Consider the following 16,450-nt stretch of genomic DNA (forward strand, 5'->3'; position numbering starts at 1 on the left):
ATTAGATTATTAAAAGTTTAATTATCTATTTATTTTTCATTACCGAATTCGAAGCCATTGGCAAGAAGCGAATGGCTATAAGCTAATGACAACTATTTTTTAGCCCATCAAATTTCTTATTTTTGCACCATGAAACATGAGCAAATCTACGAGTACCTAAAACAGTTTTTAACGGAGGAAAGATTAAGAAAAATTGAGCATTTTGCACCCGAAAGTTCAGATTACATTCTTCCGGTGGTGGAAGATGTGTATCAGTTCAGAAATGCGGCGGCGATTGTACGTTCCACCGAAGCTTGTGCTTTTCATAAAGTGGTGGCTTTGCAGGAAGAATATAGTTTTGAACCCAATCTTCGTGTTACAAAAGGCGCCGATACTTGGGTGGAAGTAGAAAAAATGCCAAGAAATATGGATTCTTTTCAACAAATTAAAGACAGAGGATACAAAATGGTGGCGGTTTCTTTAGAAAAAAATGCAAAATTTCTACCTGATTACGAAATTACTCAACCTATTGCTTTGGTTTTCGGAACTGAGATGGAAGGAGTTTCTCAAGAAGTTTTAGACTTTGCAGACGAAACTTTGGCAATCCCGATGTATGGTTTTACGAGAAGTTTTAATGTTTCTGTAGCTGCTTCGATTTGCTTGTACGAATTAAAGCAAAAACTCATCAAATCTGGGATTGATTATAAACTGAACGACGAAAAATTATTAAAAATGAAAATTCGTTGGGCGGTAAATTCCATCCGAAGTGGAGAGCAGATTTTTCAGAAATATTTGAGAGAAAATCAGCTTGAATTTTAAGTGCATACTCGAAGCCATTGGCAAAAAGCTAATCGCTATCAGCTTCTTAAATCATTTGAGTATAATTCCACGCGGCGACAAAAACTCCAGCGGTTTCGGTTCTTAATCTTTGGTTTCCAAGAGAAACAGCTTTAATTCCTTTCTCGGCTAAAAATAGAATTTCTTTATCTGAAAAGTCGCCTTCCGGACCAATCATAAAGGTGTAGCTTTCTATTTTGGGAATCTCGTTCAAATGAATTCTTTCCAAATTTTCGTTGCAATGTGCTACGAAAGTTGTTTCAGAATCAATATTTTTTAAGAAATCAGAAAGTTTAATCAAATCATTAATCACAGGGAAATGGAATCTTAAACTCTGTTTTGAAGCTGCAATCGCCTGTTTTCTGATTTTATCGATGTTAATATTTTTACGCTCAGTTTTTTCAGTTTGAAGAATCGTAATCTCAGAAATGCCCATTTCCACAGCTTTTTCTACGAAAAACTCGATACGGTCTATATTTTTTGTCGGTGCAATCGCAATATGAAGTCTCGGTTTGAAATTTGGCGTTTCGGTTTGAATATTTTCAACGTTAATTCCTGCTTTTTTACCTTCAATAACTAAAGTTCCGGAAGCTAAATTTCCCTTTCCATCGGTTACGTGGATTTCTTCACCCTCTTTCATACGAAGAACTTTTACAATGTGTTGTTGTTCTTCATCATTGATGATCACAGATTGGTTGTTGATTTCGCCAAAAAAAAGTTTCATAAAAAAAGGTTGTTATTTTTTAAAAAAAGATTTCGTTTTCACTAATAAAAGCAACCCCAGTTTTAATGGTCGTGTAAATGTCGCCTTCACAATCTCTGTACGAACACATATAAATTTCTTCAACCCAAAGATTATTCAGAAAAATTAAATTTAGATATTCGTTTTTTCTTAAATTATTTTTGATGGATAAATAATCTCCCTCTTTCGGCTCATAAGAAAAGCTGAAAACATTCTCAGAATTCAGTTTCTCGATTATTTCTTCTTTCACGTTTTGAATAAAACCTGTTTCTGAGCAAATCATCTGAAAATCATCTTCATCAAATTCTGCAGTAGTATCATTTTTACCGGTAATGGTTTCCAAAACCCAGTAATATTTTGAATTTTTCTTAGATTGTGTGCCTAATATTTTTTCTTCTAAAAGTATCTTCATTACAAATCGTATTTTGAAGTTGCTGTCGTTCTTAAGTCGGTAAATTCGCCTCTTTCAAATTTGAGTTGAGCTACCATCGCAATCATTGCTGCGTTGTCTGTGGTGTATTCGAATTTTGGAATGTAAATGTTCCAGTCTAGTTTTTCGTGGTTATTCTGCATTACTTTTCTTAATTCAGAATTGGCAGAAACGCCTCCTGCAATCGCAACTTCTTTTACATTAAGGTCTTTTGCTGCTTTTTCGAGTTTATTCATCAAAATTTCTATGATGCATTTTTGTACCGAAGCGCAAATGTCTTTAAGATTTTCTTTAATGAAATCAGGGTTTTTCTTTACCTCTTTTTGGATAAAATAAAGAACCGAAGTTTTTACTCCACTAAAAGAATAATCGTAATTTTCTAATCTAGGTTTGTTGAAAGTAAAAGCATCGGGATTTCCTTCTTTTGCTAAACGGTCGATAATAGGACCTGCAGGATAATCGAGGTCTAAAATTTTACCAATTTTATCGAAAGCTTCACCGGCGGCGTCATCAATAGATTTTCCGATAATTTCCATGTCGAAATAATCTTTCACCAAAACAATCATCGTATGACCGCCACTTACCGTAAGACATAAAAAAGGAAACTTTGGAGGCACAGGATTTGCATCGTCGATAAAATGTGCCAAAATATGTGCCTGAAGATGATTTACCTCTATTAAAGGGACATCAAGACTCATGGCCAAAGATTTTGCAAATGAAGTACCTACAAGCAAAGAACCCAAAAGTCCAGGCCCTCGCGTAAAGCCTATCGCAGAGATAGTATTTTGTTGTATATTTGCTTTGACGAAGGATTTTTCGACAACAGGAATGATGTTTTGTTGGTGTGCTCTGGAAGCAAGTTCCGGAACTACACCGCCATATTCGTTATGGATTTCCTGGTTGGCTGCAATGTTGGAGAGAATGGTATTTCCTTTGATAATCGCTGCTGAAGTGTCGTCACAAGACGATTCGATACCTAAAATAATAGAGTCGCTCATCATAATGGCAAAGTTAGAGAATAATAACGAAAATAAGAACAAAAAATCGGTAACAGAAAATCTGGGAGATCAGGTTCATAAAACTGTTGAGAATGTTCAGGAGTCTGTAAAGGAGGCTTCAGATTTCGCTGCAGAAGCCATTAAACATCCTGTAGATGCCGCACAAGAGATTGGGAAACAGGCTGCAAAAGATATTGTAAGCTACACGTGGTGGGCAAAACTTTTGCTGGTTCTTTTTTGGACGATACTTTCCGTCGTAGTTCTTGCTTTCATTGCAATTAATTTACCTGTTACGCAAAGATGGGCTGCAGATCAAGCTTTACAGATTGTAAACAAAGATTTTAAAGCAGATATGTCTACAGAAAGTGTAGATGTAGATTTCTTTGGTGATGTTACGATTAAAGGTTTAAAAATAAAAGATTATAAAGGATATGAGTTTATTAAAGCTGAAACCTTTGTAGCAGATTCAGATTGGCTTTCTTTGGCATCAAATATTGGAAAACACAATTCTTTAAGTTTTAGCTCTTTAAGTCTGCAAAATGCAGATGTAAAGGTAATTACTTATAAAGGGGATAGTATTTCGAATTTTATACGTTTCACAAAACTTTTTGACAACGGTAAAAAACGCGATCCCAATAAACCTGCATTCGAACTGAATTCTCGTGTAGAATTGGTAAATGCAAAGATTTCTATTGTAAATCAAAATTCTCCTGGTGAAAAAGGAAAGTGGTTAACTGCCAAAAACGTTAATCTTCACGCGCCTAATGTAAAAATCAACGGGCCAAATATTTATGCAAGAATAAATAATTTCTCCTTTGTTACAGAACGATGGGGGAAATCTCATTTTGTTGAAACGTTTTCTACAGAGTTATCTCTTACTCCAGATTTTCTTTCTTTGAAAGATCTTACGATGAATACCGATCATAGTCTTTTGCAGGGTGATATTAAATTCAACCTAAATAAAGGTTCGTGGGCATATTTTGTTGATCGCGTAAAGTGGGAGATGGATATGAAGATGGGAAGCCAGCTAAGCGGATACGACATTAGTTATTTTGTGACCAATTGGGATAATTATGTGCCTTTTAATATGTCTGGAAAAATGACGGGTACGCTTAATAATTTTACTTTAGATAATTTTTTAATCCGAAATCCTACAGTAAATATTGCTACAAAAAAGATGGATGTTACCAATCTTTTGAAAGGCAATTTTTTATTTGATACTAAAACGCTTTCTGCAGATTTTACTTACATCGATCTAAAGGCGATGGTGCCCACATTTGTTTCAAAGAAAATGAAAAATTTTGCCGATGATTTCGGTAGGTTAAAGTTCAACGGAACCGCAAGAGTAAATCCCAGAGAAGTGTACGTTTCGTCTGGAGATTTAATTACTGGGATTGGACAGGCGAAAATATCTAATTTTTCTTTAAGGGAATACAGTTCTCCTGTTCCGAAATATTCTGGAATTGCGGTGGTGAACGATTTAAACACTTCTGTGATAACAAAAAATAAAGCAGTAGGTTTAATTTCAGGTAAATTTGATATTAATGGAGAGAGCTTCGATGTAAATACGATGAGAATTACCACAAAATCTCAGATTTCCAGCATCGAAATTTTAAATAAAGAAATTAATAATATTTATCTAGACGGCCGTCTAGACCACAGAAAATACAATGGTCTTATTACTATAAATGATGAGCAGGTAAAAGGGAAAGTAAAAGGGTTAATAGATTTTAGTACCTCAAGAACTTTTGCGGATGTAAATGCGGATATTCAATCTTTAAATATTAACTATTTTACAGGACAGGCCGGTTCTCAAATCGTGAGCGGAAAAGTAGATGGGAAAATTGCAATGTCTAACATTAATGACCTAGGTCTTGATGTAAATATAGATAATGTAAACTTTGCAACCGGCGGAAAACGCTATCATATTCCTCATGCTAAAATAGCCACACATGTTCAAGGTGGTAATCGCGTAATAGATGTAAAAGCTCCAGGAGCCATTGATGGGGAAATTTCAGGGAAATTCAATCTTGCAGATCTTTCTGGGATGGTGCAAAATGGTTTAGCTAAAATTCTAGTGGGACCACCGCCGAGAAAATTATATCGAGGGCAGAACTTTACTCTTAATTTTGATGTAGAACAAGGCTTAATTGCGCTTTTTGTTCCCGATGTGCAGCTTTCCCAAGGTGCTAAAGTTGCTGCGCATTACAATGGAGACAGTAATCATCTTATTTTGGATCTGGATGCAGCTTCTATGAAGTACATTATGACCAAAAAACAGGAGATTTCTGAAGCAGACCGTGCTTTGGCAGAAGCCAATCCAGATTATCAGATTAATGACCGTCTTATGGTAACTCGAGATAGTGCGATGGTTGATAGCATTAAAGTTCGAATTAATACGGCAAGTCTCGACCAACAGATTTTTGCTAAAATTAATAGATTAGAGTACAATAAAAACGTTTTAAAAGATATTACGCTTACAGGCAAAAACGAAAACAATACGCTGCTTAAAATTTCTACCAATTTTAAACATGGTAGTTTGCAGGATGAGCAAGACGAAAATCTTAAGAGCTATGCTGTGAATTTTAATCAGACCAGCAACGAATACGGAGATTATGTTTTCAGATTTGATCCTACTGAGGTTAATTTTAATGGGGTAAAATGGGCGATTGATACAGATCCTTCGTTAGACCATTCCATAGTGTACAGGAAAAAAACCGCAGATTTTGAAATTCGAAACCTAAGAATTTATTCAGATGATAGTTCACTTAGAATAAATGAATCAACCTTTAAATCGGCAAAAGATTTTTATGTGGATGCCGAAGTAAATAATTTTGCTATCGAAAAAATTCTGGAGATGACTCCGGATGGCAATACAATGGATATTAAAGGTCTTGCCAACGGAAATGTGAAAATTAGGATGGATCATACTGCACTTCAGCCGTTAGTAGATCTTACGGTAGATGATATCATGATGAACGGAAACGATATGGGAGATATCACGATTTCTGCTACCAATGGTTTTTCTTTGAATGTGTATGATGTTGATGTAAAAGTAACTTCTGCCGGAATTATTGGAAATAACAATCTTCATTTAACAGGTACAGTAAATAATAATACCGCTACACCAACCATCGATTTAAATGCAAAATTAGATGAGTTTGATCTTGCCTTTACCCAACAGTTTGTTCAGAGTGTTTTTGGAAACATGAGAGGGAAAGCAACAGGAGATTTAAAAATTAGCGGTACTTTAAAAGAAATTGATTACAGTGGTAAGATAGATCTTAAAAACTTTGGGCTTAAACTTCTTTTCACAGGTGTAGATTACTCTTTTGATGATACTACCATAGATCTTACAAAAGGTTTAGCGATTTTGAATGATATTGGTGTGCATGATGGAAGAGCAAATTCTAAAGGAACAATTTCAGGTTTAATAAGATTCGAAACACTTTCATCTATGGGAGTTTCTCTCCTGATGAGAGCAGATAATTTATTGATGCTTGATACAACTCAGAAAGATTTTGATCTATTTTGGGGAAGGGTTTATGGGCAAGGTGAACTTTATGTTGATGGGCCTGTTTCTGCGCTTAATCTTTCAACTCCTAACATGAAAGCTTTGAATGGTAGTAATTTTACCTTCAACTCGGCCTCTACCTCGAATGTTGAAGAATTTAAAATGCTTAGATTCTTGAAAGAAGGTAAAAGCGGCCTTGTTGTTTTAGAAGAAAAGAAAAAAAGCGGCGCCAATATGGAAATCGACTTTAATCTCGATGTTGATAAAGGTACCAATGTAAATGTTTTGGTGGGAGATGATGTGGGTAGTCTTAATGTAAGAGGTTTCTCGGATGACTTAAGATTTAGAATGAGTCGTAACGGCAATATTGAAATGTTGGGAGAATACAGCGTAGATAACGGAACTTTCGTTTCTAAAGCAATTCTAAACCGTACATTTCAGATCCAGAAAGGGAGTAGTATACATTGGGATGGAAATGCGATGACGCCTACACTTGATATTACGGCAAACTATATAAGAATGGTTTCTAATGCGGGAAGTTATCTGAATATGGGAAGTTTACAACCTATTTCGATTTTGCTTCAGGCAAAAATTACCAATACATTAAATGATCCCGAGATAAAACTTGGCGTTACCGCACTGGATGTTTCCAGCCAGGTGAAAGAAGCTCTCGCCGCAAAAATTAATCAGACAGAAGGTGAAGATGTGCTTCAGTTTGGCTCTATTCTCCTTATGAATAGTTTCAATACTTCTAATACGGTGAATTTTGGAGCGACAGGTGTGGCTAATTTTGCCGAATCTAACGGATATAATATGCTTTTAAGGCAGCTTGGTTCTGTATTTAATACCATCAGTAGCGAGTTTCAGATTGATTTGAATTATGTAAAAGGCGATCAGTTTTCAAACACCGGAGATCGCGCCAATGCGGGAGTAAGTTTCGCGGTTTCGCCTAGGGTTGAAATAAAAACAGGACTTGGTATACCATTAAATCAATCGGAAGGTACAACGGCGAATTATCTTTCAGGAGAAGGTTCTATTGAGTACGATATTTCTAAGAAAAACGATGGTGCATTGGTCTTAAGAGCCTATTCTAAGCCAACAAATATCGGTGTTGGTACTGGTTTAGTAGTTACAAATGGAGCTGCAAATCAAGCGTATGGCGGAGGTATTGTATGGAGTAAAAGTTTCAATTCTTTATTTAAAAAGAAGAAAAAAGATAAAAAGCAACCTGCAAAGATTGATTCAGTAAAAACAGATTCCGTAATTTCATCCAACAAATAATCGTAAAATCATAATGATTTTTATCATACCTGTTAATTATAGTTAATATTTGATATTTTTTTTTCAGTTAAATTATTTTTTATAATTTTGTAAAAAATTTATGGATTTTTTAGGAAAAATATAATTTCACTATTATGAACTATCAACTGGACGAAATAGACAAGAAGATTCTTGATTTCTTAGTAGAAAACACAAGAATGCCTTTTACTGAAATTGCTAAGCAGATGGATGTTTCTGCAGGTACAATTCACGTAAGAGTAAAGAAAATGGAAGATGCGGGTATTATTTTGGGATCATCTTTGAGCATTGATTATGGTAAACTAGATTACCATTTCACGGCTTTCATCGGTATCTTACTTACAAAATCAAACCGTACGCAAGAGGTTTTAAAAGAATTATCTAGTATTCCTAATGTAATTGAAGCAAGTGTAATCTCAGGAAAATATAACATTTTCTGCAAGGTGAAAGCTAAAAATACAGACGATGCGAAGAGAATTATCTATCAAATTGATGATATTCAAGATGTAATGAGAACTGAGAGTATGATTTCTATGGAAGAATACCTTAGCGACAAAAACAGATTGATCAACGCAATCACGATTTAATTTTTAAGACGATATAAATATTCAAAAAGAACTTATGATTTTTTTTCATAAGTTCTTTATTTTTGCACCATGGAAGAATATAGCTACTTTGACGAAGACCCTAAAAAAGGTTGGGGCTTCATTCTTACACTTGCCGTACTGCTCCTTTTCACAGGGATGGGTTTTGGGATAGATTTAGATGAGTTTTTGCAACAAGAAACACTCAATATTCCGGTTTGGTATTTTTATGTAATCTTCGGAATAGATTTTTTAATGGCGGTAAGTCTCGTACTTATGTATTTTTACCGCAAAGTAGGGCTTTTTGCTTTTCCTACTTTTTTAGTACTGCATTTCTTTATGCACAACTATTACCTTTCTACATTTTTATATACAGATGTAACCAATTTATTTCTTTTTACAGGGTTTGGGATGCTTGCAATTATTCCAAAGTGGAAATTTTTCAAATAATTTTTTTTCTGAAATTTAATATTAGAAAGAGCCTTTTTTTCTGATTAATAAATAAAAACCTTATTTTTGTACTTAAATTTTTAAAATTACTATGGCAGAATATACTTTTCGTGAGGTGATTGCGCAGGCAATGAGCGAGGAAATGCGTAAAGACGAGTCTATCTTTTTGATGGGTGAAGAAGTTGCAGAATACAACGGTGCGTACAAAGCTTCAAAAGGAATGTTGGATGAGTTTGGTGCAAAACGTGTAATCGATACCCCTATCGCAGAGCTTGGTTTTACAGGGATTGCAGTAGGTGCAGCGATGAACGGTAATCGCCCTATTGTAGAGTATATGACTTTTAACTTCTCTTTGGTAGGGATCGATCAGATCATCAATAACGCGGCAAAAATTCGTCAAATGAGTGGAGGTCAGTGGAACTGCCCAATCGTTTTCCGTGGTCCTACAGCTTCTGCAGGTCAGTTAGGAGCAACGCACTCTCAAGCTTTTGAAAACTGGTTTGCAAATATTCCTGGTCTTAAAGTAGTGGTTCCTTCAAACCCTTACGATGCGAAAGGATTATTAAAAACAGCAATCCAAGATAACGATCCAGTAATCTTCATGGAATCTGAACAGATGTACGGAGATAAAATGGAAATTCCTGAAGAAGAGTACTATTTACCATTAGGAAAAGCAGATATCAAAAGAGAAGGTACAGATGTAACTTTAGTTTCTTTCGGTAAAATTATGAAGTTGGCGCTTCAAGCTGCTGAAGATATGGCTAAAGAAGGTATTTCTGTGGAAGTTATCGATTTAAGAACAGTTCGCCCACTAGATTACGATACGATTTTAGCTTCTGTGAAAAAAACAAACAGATTGGTAATTTTAGAAGAAGCTTGGCCTTTTGCGTCGGTTTCTACAGAAATTACTTATATGGTACAGCAGAAAGCATTCGATTATCTAGATGCTCCTGTTAAGAGAATTACAACTCCAGATGCACCGGCTCCTTATTCTGCAGCTTTATTTGCAGAATGGTTCCCTAAGTTGGAAAAAGTAAAAGAAGAAATTAAAAAAGCAATGTACGTAAAGTAATTGTGAAACGATTATAGAGAAAAACTTCCGAAAGGAAGTTTTTTCATTTATTATATTCATCGATAAAAATTCTCGGGGTTATTATTTTAGTATAAATTTGCCCCTTTAAATTTTAAAATTGCTGTTATGGCTGAAGTTACAGAAGGTGGTCATCATTTTGACCTCAAAAAGCTTTCTTTTATTGGAGTTCTAGTTTCATTAGGTATTGTTTTCGGAGATATTGGTACATCGCCACTCTACGTAATGAAAGCCATCGTAAATGCTAGAAAAGAAGGGGCTTTGATGCCAATGAATGAGTACGTAGAAGGTGCGCTTTCGTGCATTATCTGGACGCTTACTCTTCAGACTACGGTAAAATATGTTATCATCGCTTTAAGAGCAGATAACAGAGGTGAAGGAGGTATTTTAGCACTTTTTTCACTCGTTAAAAATCTAAAAAAAGGCTGGCTTTATCTCATTGCAATTGTAGGAGCGGCAGCTTTGGTTGCCGATGGAGTAATTACACCTTCTCTTACCGTAATGTCGGCGATTGAAGGTCTTGAAATTTATAATCCTGAAACTCCTGTAGTACCAATTACGATCGGGATTTTAATTGTAATCTTCTTTGTGCAGCAATTTGGAACCAGCTTCATTGGGAAGTTCTTCGGACCAGTGATGGTAATTTGGTTCTTGGTTTTGGGAGGTCTTGGAATCTCACAACTAGGACAAAATCTTGAGATTTTACACTCTTTCAATCCGTATTACGCATATAAGTTAATTGTAAACTCACCGAGTGCTATTGTTATCTTAGGAGCAGTTTTCCTTTGTACAACGGGTGCGGAAGCTTTGTACTCAGATTTAGGACATTGCGGAGCTAAAAATATTAGAATCAGCTGGGTTTTTGTAAAAATCATGTTGATTTTAAACTATCTTGGGCAAGGAGCTTGGTTGTTAAACAACTATTCAGATTCTCATACGCATGAAGTGAATCCTTTCTTCGGAATTATGCAAGAATGGATGATTGTTCCTGCGGTTATTTTGGCAACGGCTGCTGCAATTATCGCAAGTCAGGCTTTAATTACAGGTTCTTTTACCATCTTCTCGGAAGCTATGTCTTTGAACTTTTGGCCCAACCAAAAAATTAATTATCCTTCTGGGGTAAAAGGGCAAATGTACATTCCTAGAATCAATTGGGGATTGTTGTTGTTTTGCATTATTGTGGTTTTACACTTCAAAGAATCTACCAAAATGGAAGCAGCATACGGTCTTTCTATTACCGTAACGATGTTGATGACTACTTTATTGTTGGTATTCTGGTTGCTGAAAAAGCGAATCAATAAATTACTTATTCTAGTGTTTGCAATTGTATATTTAGCGATTGAATTAGGTTTCTTTAGCGCGAATATCATCAAGTTTGCAGAAGGAGGTTGGATTACGGCAGTTCTTGCAGGTTCTATCGGGATTTGTATGTATGCGTGGTTTAATGGAAGACGTATTAAAGGAAGTTTCATCAAGTTTGTAAAACTTTCAGACTATGTCTCTATCATTAAAGATATGAAGCTGGATAATACAATACCGAAATATGCAACCAATTTAGCATATCTAAGTAGAGCGAAATTTAAAGATGAGGTAGAATCTAAAATTATTTACTCCATCATCAAAAAGCAACCGAAAAGAGCAGATCATTATTTTATCTTAACGATTACCAATCAAGATGATCCGTATGAATTCAAATATACAGTAGATGAAGTTTTACCAGGAACGGTTTATAAAATCAACTTCCTTCTTGGTTTTAAAGTAGATAGAAGAATCAACGATTATTTTAATATGGTCTTGAAAGATCTAATGGCAGACGGAACCATCCCTTCAAGAAGTAGCCATCCTTCGCTTAGGAATTATAACATTCCGCCAGATTTGAAATATGTAATTATTGATAACACATATATCAACGATATTCTATTAACGGTTAAAAAGAAAATTATTCTCAACCTTTACAACTTTGTAAAATATATCGGAAGCGACGACTTTAAAGCATGGGGAGTTACCTCTCACAACGTAGTGGTAGAATCTGCTCCACTTACAGAAGAAGCCTACGCAAGCAGCCAAAAGATTCAGCAGGTTGGGTTTGAAAGGCATAATTCTTAGAATTGGAAGCACCTGGAAAAGGCGGTTTTCTTTTCAATAAAAAATCTATAAATTTGTAGTATAAATTTTTTAATGGATACTTTACAAAAAGAAAAAAATATAACTCTAATAAAAGACGTTTTACGTAACTATTTATTAGAAAAAGGTTTCAGAAATACTCCCGAAAGATATACTATTCTAGAGGAAATTTACAATATGGATCATCACTTCAATGTTGATGATCTGTATTTGTTGATGATGCAAAAAAAATATCACGTTTCTAAAGCAACCATCTATAATACCATCGAGATTTTCCTTGATGCTGGTTTAATTCGTAAACATCAGTTTGGCGAAAAAACCCTTACATCTTCCTCTTACGAGAAATCTTATTTCGATAAACAGCACGATCATTTGGTGGTCTATAAAAAAGATTCGGATAAAGAGATTGAAGAGATTATAGAGTTCTGCGATCCTCGTATTCAGCCTATTAAAGAAGCTATAGAACAGGCTTTTGGCGTAAAAATTGATTCTCATTCGCTGTATTTTTACGGTACCAAGAATGATTAATTGATGAAGATATTTTGTTTTCTATTTATTTTCCTTTCTGCTTTTTTTAGTTCACAAGGAAAACTGCAACCTGCGCAAAGAGACCCTTTTTTGCAAAACCCAACACCTGCAAAATCTGCACCTGGTAAAAAGGTGAAGATTATTAATGCAGATGAAATCTCAAAAAAAACTAATGTTTACGATGGGAATCAGTTTCTTAAGGGCAATGTGAAAGTAGAGCATCAAGGTTCTATTCTCAGCGCAGACATCATCGTTATTTACGAGGAAGAAAATTTCGCAAGAGCCATGGGAAATGCAAGGCTCGAAAACCCAGACGGTTCCGTAATTACAGCTTCCGAAATGGAGTATGATGGCAATACCCAAAAAGGAGTTGCCAAAAAAAACGTGGTCTTAAACGACCCAAAAGGTACGGTTATTAAAACTGAAACTTTATATTACGACAGATTAGGAAATCAAGCCTATTACAATACAGGAGGTACTATTAATGACGGTAAAAGTACAACGTACTCAAAAACTGCGTCTTACAACTTGGTCACTAGAGAAATTAATCTTGTAGACAATGTTACGATTAAAGATCGAGAATATACTTTAGTTGGGAAAAATGTGGTGCAAAATCAAAACACCAATATTGTAACCATTAATGGCTACACTACCATTACCAATAATAAGAACCCTAAAAACCGAATTATCACAGAAAAAGGTACTCATAACATGAATACCAAAGAGTCTTTTCTCACCAAAAATTCAAAAATTTATTACAATGATAAAATCTTGACTGGGGACGAGATGTACTATAATCAATTAACAGGTTTGGGTAAAGCAACGGGAAACGTTACGTTGGATGATCCTTTAGAAAAAAGATATATCAAAGGAGGGTACGGTGAGATTTATGAGAAGAAAGACTCTTCCATGATAACCAAAAATCCGTACGCTGTAAAAATTTTAGAGAAAGACTCTATTTATTTTGCCTCAGAAAAAATTCTTTCCTATCAAAAACCGGATACTGCAGATGCAACAAAGAAGAAAAGCTTTTTAAGAGCCTTCAAAAAAGCCAGAATTTATAAGTCTAATGCGCAGGGAAGAGCAGATTCTATTGCTTTCAACGAAACGGATGGAATTATGCACATGTACAAAGAACCTATTCTTTGGAGTGGTGAAAAGCAAGTAACAGGTGACAAATTAGAAGCGTACTTCAATACAGGAAACGAGAATATAGACTCTCTGAAAGTGATCGGAAACGCTTTAGCCATAAGCAAAGTAGATTCTTTGAATCTAAAAGACGAGTTTAACCAAGTAAAAGGCAAACTGATGACCGTCTATTACGAACAAGGCGAGCTTAAAGAAGCGAAAGTAATAGGAAATGCACAGGCGATATCTTATGCTGATGATGTAGATTCTAAAACAAAAAAACCTGTGAGGATTGGGATCAACCTTTCTTCTTGCGGAATAATTGATGCGTTGTTTGAAGAAAGAAAGCTGCAAATAGTTGCCTGCAATATCGGTGCAGAAGACGCCACTTATCCCATGAGTATGATTGAACCCGAAAAACGCAAGTTCCCCGACTTCAACTGGAATACCAAAGACCGAATACGGAAATGGCAAGATATTCTGGTAGACACCCCGAACTACGAAGAAACCCAATACGAACCGGAAACCGCTCTTTACGACAATGCCCAAAAAGTCATCAACGATGCCAAAGCAAAAGAAGAAGCCAAAAAACCGAAGAGAGTAAGGAAATAAATAACAAGACCGCCGAAAAGCGGTCTTTTTTGTTTTCAATTAAAGCATTTTAAAACGAAACAACTTGCATAATCTTCCGCTAACAGTATTTATAGATGCTTTTCTGCAAAAAAAACTATACAAAACACTTTTCTCCAGTGGAGCAATATCTGTGTAGAAAATATTTCCTTAACCGAGCGGAACTCCGTAGGAGTTCAAGTTCATTATATAAATGGTGAATGAGATTGATGAATGATTGATGAAACTCTTGTTAAACAACACGGTTGCTGAACGAAGTCGAAGCAACGATGAAGCTATCCAGACTTCGGAGTTTTATTTTCAACCAATTAATAAAACACTTTCCACCCAATCTTTTTATCTTTGCTTTGCAATTTAAAAGGAGATTATGCAAACAGATTTTTTTAAGTATCAAGCGCAAACTACGCAGTTTGCAGCAGGTTTTGAAGTAGAAAAGGCAGTAGGAAGTTACATTTATGGTACCGACGGAAAAAAATATCTAGATTTTGTAGCCGGTGTCTCGGCGAACACTTTGGGACATTCTCACCCGAAAATTGTAAATGCTATTAAAGAACAGACCGAAAAATACCTTCACGTAATGGTCTATGGCGAATATGCGCAGGAAAAACCTGTTGCGTTGTGCCGTCTTTTGGCTGAAGCTACACCAGAACCGTTGGAGATGACGTATCTTGTTAACAGTGGTGCAGAAGCAATTGATGGCGCTTTAAAATTAGCCAAAAGATATACCGGCAGAGAAGAGATTATTTCTATGAAAAACGCTTATCATGGGAATACACATGGCGCACTTTCTGTGGCAGGGAATGAGTATCATAAAAGAGAATTCAGGCCGTTGCTTCCTTTGGTGAATTTTATTGAGTTTAATAACGAAGAAGATTTCTCTAAAATTACCGAGAAAACTGCTTGTGTTATTGCAGAAACTATTCAAGGGGCGGCAGGTTTTTTAATGCCTTCTGAAAATTATTTTAGAAACTTAAAAAAGCGTTGCGAAGAAGTAGGAGCGCTTTTAATTTTAGATGAAATTCAGCCTGGTTTTGGAAGAACAGGGAAGTTGTTTGCATTTGAACATTACGGCATAGTTCCCGATATTTTGGTGATGGGAAAAGGCATGGGAGGTGGCGTTCCTGTGGGAGCTTTTATGAGCTCGCGTGAAATGATGGAAACGCTTTCGCATTCGCCAAAGTTAGGTCATATTACTACTTTTGGAGGGAATCCTTTGATTGCAGCTTCAAGCTATGCAACGTTAAAAGAAGTATTGGAAAGTGGTTTAATGGAAGAAACGGCAAAGAAAGAACAGCTTTTCAGAGAATTATTGGTACATCCGAAAATTAAAAATATCAACGGAAAAGGTTTGATGTTGGCGGTAAATTTGGGAGATCCAGAATATACGATTGCGGTGGCAAAAAGATGTATGGAAAAAGGGTTAATTGTTTTTTGGCAATTGTACCGAAACGAATACATGAGAATTTCGCCTCCTTTAACCTTGTCTGAAGACGAAATTAGAGAAGGATGCGCAATTATTTTGGAGGTTCTAAATGAATTTTAGGTAAGAATACATCGTAATAATTGGTTTTATGATAAAAATCATAAAGCTTTCATAAAAAATTAATCTCTGTTTTGTTAAATCAAAAAATTAATTTATATATTGCGACACGATTAAAACAGTGAATATATGGCGAAAAATAAAGTCCATTATGAGTTTCCAATGCATTGTCTATCAGAGATTCTGTACGAATATCTGGCTACTGCAGAAGGATTGTCGGAATGGTTTGCGGACGATGTTGTAGAGAAAGGTGATGATTTCTTTTTCAGTTGGGGAGGCGGTCCTGCTGAGAAGGCTACTCTGATCAGATATAAGCCTGAAGGATTCGTGCGTTTCAGATGGGAAGAAGATGAAGGTACCAAGAACTTTTTTGAAATGACAATCGTAATTGATGATATTACAGAAGATCTTGCATTGAATATTACTGATTTCTGTGAACCAGGAGATGAGGAAGAAAATGCGATGTATTGGGAAAATCTTATCGAAAATCTTAGAATAAAACTAGGCGCAGCTTAGGGTACAATATCACAACATAAAACTGATGAACGATTTATCGTTCATTATTTTTTTAGTTTAA

Annotated in this window: 13 protein-coding genes; 10 read left to right on the top strand and 3 right to left on the bottom strand. The window is 35.5% G+C overall.

Annotation, left to right across the window (positions count from 1 at the left end; translation table 11 throughout):
- The first annotated feature begins 129 nt into the window (after positions 1–129).
- Positions 130–798, top strand: a complete 669-nt coding sequence (locus AC2A1D_RS13270) for a TrmH family RNA methyltransferase (protein WP_484044065.1) — start codon at positions 130–132, stop codon at positions 796–798.
- Positions 799–844: 46 nt separating this feature from the next.
- On the opposite strand, the gene AC2A1D_RS13275 is transcribed toward AC2A1D_RS13270, so the two are convergent.
- Genes AC2A1D_RS13275 through tsaD form a run of 3 tightly spaced genes read right to left on the bottom strand, consistent with a single transcriptional unit; the run spans position 845 to position 2,986 of the window.
- A complete protein-coding gene (locus AC2A1D_RS13275; protein ID WP_484044066.1) occupies positions 845–1,540 on the bottom strand; it encodes an RsmE family RNA methyltransferase in 696 nt (231 codons plus the stop codon).
- A 19-nt stretch (positions 1,541–1,559) separates the two neighbouring features.
- The gene (locus tag AC2A1D_RS13280) at positions 1,560–1,970 is read right to left on the bottom strand and encodes a hypothetical protein (RefSeq protein ID WP_484044067.1); all 411 of its coding nucleotides are present in this window, start codon (positions 1,968–1,970) and stop codon (positions 1,560–1,562) included.
- Positions 1,970–2,986, bottom strand: coding sequence for a tRNA (adenosine(37)-N6)-threonylcarbamoyltransferase complex transferase subunit TsaD (gene tsaD / locus AC2A1D_RS13285; protein WP_484044128.1), 1,017 nt, complete (start codon positions 2,984–2,986; stop codon positions 1,970–1,972). The genes AC2A1D_RS13280 and tsaD overlap by 1 nt, the downstream gene beginning before the upstream one ends.
- Before the next feature lie 4 nt (positions 2,987–2,990).
- On the opposite strand from tsaD, the gene AC2A1D_RS13290 reads away from it, so the two are divergent.
- The 9 genes from AC2A1D_RS13290 (at position 2,991) to AC2A1D_RS13330 (ending at position 16,389) form a co-directional block, all read left to right on the top strand.
- Complete coding sequence (locus AC2A1D_RS13290; RefSeq protein WP_484044068.1) at positions 2,991–7,781, top strand: translocation/assembly module TamB domain-containing protein; 4,791 nt, start codon at positions 2,991–2,993, stop codon at positions 7,779–7,781.
- Between the two features lie 134 nt (positions 7,782–7,915).
- Positions 7,916–8,386, top strand: coding sequence for an Lrp/AsnC family transcriptional regulator (locus tag AC2A1D_RS13295; RefSeq protein ID WP_484044069.1), 471 nt, complete (start codon positions 7,916–7,918; stop codon positions 8,384–8,386).
- 69 nt (positions 8,387–8,455) lie between these two features.
- Positions 8,456–8,833, top strand: coding sequence for a hypothetical protein (locus tag AC2A1D_RS13300; protein WP_484044070.1), 378 nt, complete (start codon positions 8,456–8,458; stop codon positions 8,831–8,833).
- Positions 8,834–8,924: 91 nt separating this feature from the next.
- Positions 8,925–9,905 carry a pyruvate dehydrogenase complex E1 component subunit beta gene (locus tag AC2A1D_RS13305; protein WP_484044071.1) on the top strand — a complete coding sequence of 327 codons (981 nt, stop codon included), beginning with the start codon at positions 8,925–8,927 and terminating at the stop codon, positions 9,903–9,905.
- Between the two features lie 126 nt (positions 9,906–10,031).
- Positions 10,032–12,029, top strand: a complete 1,998-nt coding sequence (locus AC2A1D_RS13310) for a KUP/HAK/KT family potassium transporter (RefSeq protein ID WP_484044072.1) — start codon at positions 10,032–10,034, stop codon at positions 12,027–12,029.
- 72 nt (positions 12,030–12,101) lie between these two features.
- Positions 12,102–12,575, top strand: a complete 474-nt coding sequence (locus AC2A1D_RS13315) for a Fur family transcriptional regulator (protein WP_484044073.1) — start codon at positions 12,102–12,104, stop codon at positions 12,573–12,575.
- A 3-nt stretch (positions 12,576–12,578) separates the two neighbouring features.
- Positions 12,579–14,315 carry an OstA-like protein gene (locus AC2A1D_RS13320; protein WP_484044074.1) on the top strand — a complete coding sequence of 579 codons (1,737 nt, stop codon included), beginning with the start codon at positions 12,579–12,581 and terminating at the stop codon, positions 14,313–14,315.
- Positions 14,316–14,700: 385 nt separating this feature from the next.
- Complete coding sequence (locus AC2A1D_RS13325) at positions 14,701–15,876, top strand: aspartate aminotransferase family protein (protein WP_484044075.1); 1,176 nt, start codon at positions 14,701–14,703, stop codon at positions 15,874–15,876.
- Positions 15,877–16,002: 126 nt separating this feature from the next.
- Complete coding sequence (locus tag AC2A1D_RS13330; protein ID WP_484044076.1) at positions 16,003–16,389, top strand: START-like domain-containing protein; 387 nt, start codon at positions 16,003–16,005, stop codon at positions 16,387–16,389.
- The last annotated feature ends 61 nt before the right edge of the window (positions 16,390–16,450 follow it).

Source organism: Chryseobacterium sp. HNCC26DJ239 (assembly GCF_057180445.1).